Raw genomic sequence first — 5,232 nt, 5'->3', positions numbered from 1 at the left:
GGCCCGTTCTGCATTTCGCAGCTTCTGAGAGGATCTGTCACGTGAGTGACGAGGTGGAACCCGGGCACGTCCGGGTGCGGCTGGACCTGAGCTATGACGGCAAGGACTTCTCCGGCTGGGCGAAGCAGCGTGTGCTGCGGACCGTCCAGGGCGAGCTGGAGTCGGCCCTGCAGACCGTGATGCGGCTGTCCGAGCCGGTCGAGCTGACCGTGGCCGGGCGGACCGACGCGGGGGTGCACGCCCGCGGGCAGGTCGCGCAGTTCGACCTCGCCGAGGAGGTGTGGGCCGAGCACCACGACAAGCTGCTGCGCCGCCTCGCGGGCCGGCTGCCGCACGACGTACGGGTGTGGAAGGTCGCCGAGGCGCCCCAGGGCTTCAACGCGCGGTTCTCGGCCATCTGGCGCCGCTACGCCTATCGCGTCGGGGACCACCAGGGCGGCGTCGACCCGCTGCGCCGCGGGCACGTGCTGTGGCACCAGTGGCCGCTCGACGTGGACGCCATGAACGAGGCCGCCGTCCCGCTGCTCGGCGAGCACGACTTCGCCGCGTACTGCAAGAAGCGTGAGGGTGCCACGACCATCCGGACCCTCCAGCAGCTCAGCTGGGAGCGCGCCGAGGACGGCATCATCACCGCGACCGTCCGCGCCGACGCCTTCTGCCACAACATGGTCCGCTCGCTGGTGGGCGCGCTGCTGCACGTCGGCGACGGGCACCGGCCCACCGACTGGCCCGGCAAGGTGCTGGCGGCCGCCGTACGGGACTCCTCGGTGCACGTGGTCAAGCCGCACGGCCTGACCCTGGAGGAGGTCGGCTACCCGGCGGACGAGCTGCTGGCCGCCCGCAGCAAGGAAGCGCGCAACATGCGGACCCTGCCGGGCACCGGCTGCTGCTGACCCCCCCCGCAGGGTCCGGCTAATCCGTTTGGGCGGATCGGCGCCGGACCGGGACAATGCCCGGCATGGGACATCTCGAAGCCAGCCATCTGGAGTACTACCTTCCCGACGGGCGGGTACTGCTCCCTGACGTCTCCTTTCGCGTGGGGGAGGGGTCGGTCGTCGCGCTCGTCGGGGCGAACGGGGCCGGCAAGACCACCCTGCTGAAGATGATCTCCGGCGAGCTCCAGCCGCACGGCGGCGGCATCACCGTCTCCGGCGGTCTCGGCGTGATGTCGCAGTTCGTGGGCTCGGTACGGGACGAGACGACCGTACGGGACCTGCTGGTCTCGGTGGCGCAGCCGCGCATCCGGGAGGCCGCGAAGGCCGTGGACCGGGCCGAGCAGCTGATCCTGACGGTGGACGACGAGGCCGCCCAGATGGCCTACGCGCAGGCGCTGAGCGACTGGGCGGACGTCCAGGGGTACGAGGCGGAGACGCTGTGGGACGTCTGCACCATGGCCGCGCTGGCGATCCCGTACGACACCGCGCAGTTCCGCGAGGTGCGCACGCTGTCCGGCGGTGAGCAGAAGCGGCTCGTGCTGGAGGCGCTGTTGCGCGGTCCCGACGAGGTGCTGCTGCTCGACGAGCCGGACAACTATCTGGACGTCCCCGGCAAGCGCTGGCTGGAGGAGCAGCTGAAGGCCACCCGCAAGACGGTGCTCTTCGTCTCCCACGACCGGGAGCTGCTGACCCAGGCCGCCGAGAAGATCATCAGCCTGGAGGCGAGCCCGACGGGCTCCGACGTCTGGGTGCACGGCGCGGGCTTCGCCACGTACCACGACGCCCGCAAGGAGCGCTTCGCGCGCTTCGAGGAGCTCAAGCGGCGCTGGGACGAGGAGCACGCGCGGTTGAAGGCGCTGGTGCTGCGGCTGCGCAACCAGGCGGCGAGCAGCCCCGACATGGCCTCGCGGTACCGGGCGATGCAGACCCGCTTCCAGAAGTTCGAGGAGGCCGGCCCGCCGCCGGAGCCGCCGCGGGAGCAGGACATCCGGATGCGGCTCAAGGGCGGGCGTACGGGCGTGCGCGCCCTGACCGTGGAGAACCTGGAGCTGACCGGCTTGATGAAGCCGTTCTCCCTGGAGGTCTTCTACGGGGAGCGGGTCGCGGTCCTCGGCTCGAACGGCTCGGGCAAGTCGCACTTCCTGCGCCTGATGGCGGGCGAGGACGTCAAGCACACGGGCACGTGGAAGCTGGGCGCACGGGTGGTTCCCGGCCATTTCGCGCAGACCCACGCCCATCCGGAGCTGTTCGGGCGGACCCTCGTGGACATCCTGTGGACGGAGGCGGCCAAGCCCCTGGGGCAGGCGATGGGCGCCCTGCGCCGGTACGAACTGGAGCGCCAGGGCGACCAGCCGTTCGAGAAGCTCTCGGGCGGGCAGCAGGCGCGCTTCCAGATCCTGCTGCTGGAGCTGGCGGGCACCACGGCGCTGCTGCTGGACGAGCCGACGGACAACCTGGACCTGGAGTCGGCGGAGGCCCTGCAGGACGGGCTGGAGGCCTACGACGGCACTGTGCTGTGCGTCACGCACGACCGGTGGTTCGCGCGCACATTTGACCGTTACCTGGTCTTCGGTTCGGACGGTGTTGTGCGGGAGACTCAGGAACCCGTCTGGGACGAACGTAGAGTCGAACGCAAGCGCTAGGGGGAGGCCGACCGTCGCCCCCTCGGTCGAGTGAGGGGCAGGCGTCGTGGGGCTGCGGCCTAGCATCTGGCTGATGAAGTGGGAGAACCAGGGCGTCAGGAACCGGGGGGCCGGGGACGGGGCGCTGGGGGGCGGGGGGAGCGGGAGCCGGCTGATCGACTGGCTGCTGCAGCCGGCCGCCCGGTCCTGGCAGGCGGTTTCCCTCGCGGTGCTCCTCGGGATCGCCGTCTCCACGAGCCTGCGGGCGAACTGGGGCTCCGACAACGCGTTCGTGGTCAAGGCCGCGGAGACGCTGCTGGCGGGCGGGTCCCCGTACGAGGACAAGCGCTTCCTCTACCTCCCCAGTGCCGTGCTCATGGCGGTTCCGGAGGCACTGCTGCCGCGTGAGGTGCTGCGGTGGGTCCTGCCGCTCGGGATGTCGGGGCTGCTGGGAGTCGGCTGGCTGGCCGCACTGCGGATGTTCGCGGTGCCGCTGCGCTCCCGTTTCGCCGTCGCAGGCTTCGCGGTGTTCGCCCTCGCCTACAAGCCGTACGTCAACCTCGTGCTGATCGGGAACTGGACCGCCATCTCGGCGGCCGCCCTGCCGGTGGCGCTGCTGCTCGTCCGGCGGAGCAGGTGGGGGTCGGCCGGCCTGGTGGTCGGGCTCGCGATCGCGTGCAAGCCGATGCTGGTGCCCCTCGGGCTGCTCTTCCTGGTCGCCGGGCGGTGGCGCGGGCTGGCCGCGGCCGTGCTGGTGCCGCTGGGGTTCTCGCTGGCCGGCGCGCTGGTGATGCCGAACCCGTCGCTGTTCTTCACCAAGACCCTGCCCTTCCTGCTCCAGGGGCAGGACTCGTACGCGCTGCCGTGGGACGCCTCGCCGATCGCCGTGCTGCCGCGGCTGGGCGTGCCCGCGCCGGCGGCGGTGCTGCTGGCCTTCGCGGGGGCGGGGGCGGGCCTGTGGGCGGCCTGGGTGCGGTGGCGGCGGGAGGACACCGACGGGGGCGAGCTGCGCCTGGTGGAGACGGCCTGCATGGTGATGCTCGCCGCGTTCCTGGTGTCGCGGCCGTCCTTCGACCACTACCTGCTGGTGGTCCTGCCGCTGCTGATGGTCTCGGTGGTGCGGCCGGACTCCTCGGCGCGTTCGCCCTGGTTCTGGGCGGCGCTGGGGCCTCAGGTGGCGGGCATTCCGTGGCCGTCCGAGCTGGAGGCCAAGCGGCGGGCGTTCAAGGACTGCGCCACCCTGTGCGGGCTCATGATCGTGACGGCGTGTCGTGCACTGCGCCCGGGACGGGTTACTCTGGAGCCCGTAACAACTGCGGGGTCCCCACCCAGGACCGAACCGGAGTGCGCCGCGACGCCAGCAGAATCGGCATCGCGGACCGCGTTTTGACCCGTACGGGTCTGCTTGGGTATCCTGCTGGTTTGTTATGCGTATTGGCTTTCTCATTCTCACGTGAAAGGCCTTGCGCCGGTCCACCGGACCGATGACCAGCAGTTCACACGGGTTGCGTCCCCGTTGTGAATGAGGGCTGTCGTGATCGTCCGTGGTGACCCTGTCAGGACCTTCCCGTGGGGCTTGCGCCCTTGGGATACCACCACCGAAGAAGCGAAGGCATACGCGTGCGTACGTTCAGCCCCAAGCCCGGCGACATCTCGCGCCAGTGGCTCGTCATCGACGCCCAGGACGTTGTCCTCGGCCGTCTGGCGACCCAGGCCGCAGCCCTCCTGCGCGGCAAGCACAAGCCGACTTACGCCCCCCACATGGACATGGGCGACTTCGTCATCATCGTCAACGCCGACAAGGTTCACCTGTCCGGCAACAAGGCGACCCAGAAGATGGCGTACCGCCACTCCGGCTACCCGGGCGGTCTCCGCTCCGTGCGCTACGACGACCTCCTGGCGAACAACCCGGAGAAGGCCGTCGAGAAGGCCATCAAGGGCATGCTCCCCAAGAACACCCTGGGCCGTCAGATGCTTTCGAAGCTGAAGGTCTACTCGGGCGATGTGCACCCCCACGCTGCTCAGCAGCCGGTGCCGTTCGAGATCACCCAGGTCGCGCAGTAGTTCCGGCCACCCCCTAAGACGTAGAAAATTCTGAGGAGCATCGTGGCCGAGACCACCGCCGAGACGACCCCCGTCGAAGAGTTCGAGGGCAACGTCGAGGAGTACACCACCGAGTCGGACGTCGTCGTCGAGGGCGACTACACCTCCGAGTCCCTTGCCGGCCGCTTCGGCGACCCCCAGCCGGCCGCCGGCCTGGGCCGTCGCAAGAACGCCATCGCCCGCGTCCGGATCGTTCCGGGCACCGGCAAGTGGAAGATCAACGGTCGCACCCTTGAGGACTACTTCCCCAACAAGGTGCACCAGCAGGAAGTCAACGAGCCCTTCAAGCTCCTCGAGCTCGACGGTCGCTACGACGTCATCGCCCGCATCTCGGGTGGCGGCGTGTCCGGTCAGGCCGGCGCCCTGCGCCTCGGCGTGGCCCGTGCGCTCAACGAGGCGGACGTGGACAACAACCGCCCGGCGCTGAAGAAGGCCGGCTTCCTCTCCCGCGACGACCGTGCGGTCGAGCGCAAGAAGGCCGGTCTCAAGAAGGCCCGTAAGGCTCCGCAGTACAGCAAGCGTTAATCTGCGCCTGCTGTTCTGTAACGAAACCGCCCCGGCAGCACTCTCTG

General features: G+C 69.9%; 5 protein-coding genes. All 5 read left to right on the top strand.

The window, feature by feature from the left end:
- The first annotated feature begins 41 nt into the window (after nt 1-41).
- Complete coding sequence (gene truA, locus ACWGIU_RS29025; RefSeq protein WP_453710686.1) at nt 42-893, top strand: tRNA pseudouridine(38-40) synthase TruA; 852 nt, start codon at nt 42-44, stop codon at nt 891-893.
- Nucleotides 894-949: 56 nt separating this feature from the next.
- Nucleotides 950-2,578 (top strand): ABC-F family ATP-binding cassette domain-containing protein, encoded by a 1,629-nt coding sequence (locus ACWGIU_RS29020; RefSeq protein WP_393785322.1) that lies wholly within the window; start codon nt 950-952, stop codon nt 2,576-2,578.
- A gap of 73 nt (nt 2,579-2,651) precedes the next feature.
- Nucleotides 2,652-3,947 carry a glycosyltransferase family 87 protein gene (locus ACWGIU_RS29015; protein WP_453710684.1) on the top strand — a complete coding sequence of 432 codons (1,296 nt, stop codon included), beginning with the start codon at nt 2,652-2,654 and terminating at the stop codon, nt 3,945-3,947.
- 230 nt (nt 3,948-4,177) lie between these two features.
- The gene (gene rplM / locus ACWGIU_RS29010; protein WP_214946835.1) at nt 4,178-4,621 is read left to right on the top strand and encodes a 50S ribosomal protein L13; all 444 of its coding nucleotides are present in this window, start codon (nt 4,178-4,180) and stop codon (nt 4,619-4,621) included.
- Nucleotides 4,622-4,663: 42 nt separating this feature from the next.
- Complete coding sequence (gene rpsI / locus ACWGIU_RS29005) at nt 4,664-5,185, top strand: 30S ribosomal protein S9 (RefSeq protein ID WP_030725908.1); 522 nt, start codon at nt 4,664-4,666, stop codon at nt 5,183-5,185.
- Nucleotides 5,186-5,232 lie beyond the last annotated feature (47 nt).

This window comes from Streptomyces sp. NPDC054840 (genome assembly GCF_053611065.1).
This window is presented reverse-complemented; position numbering and strand designations above follow the sequence as displayed.

Excerpts from the sequence above, each read along its gene's own strand:
- ACWGIU_RS29015 (WP_453710684.1), top strand. The coding sequence starts at position 2,652 with ATGAAGTGGGAGAACCAGGGCGTCAGGAACCGGGGGGCCGGGGACGGG.
- ACWGIU_RS29020 (WP_393785322.1), top strand. The coding sequence starts at position 950 with ATGCCCGGCATGGGACATCTCGAAGCCAGCCATCTGGAGTACTACCTT.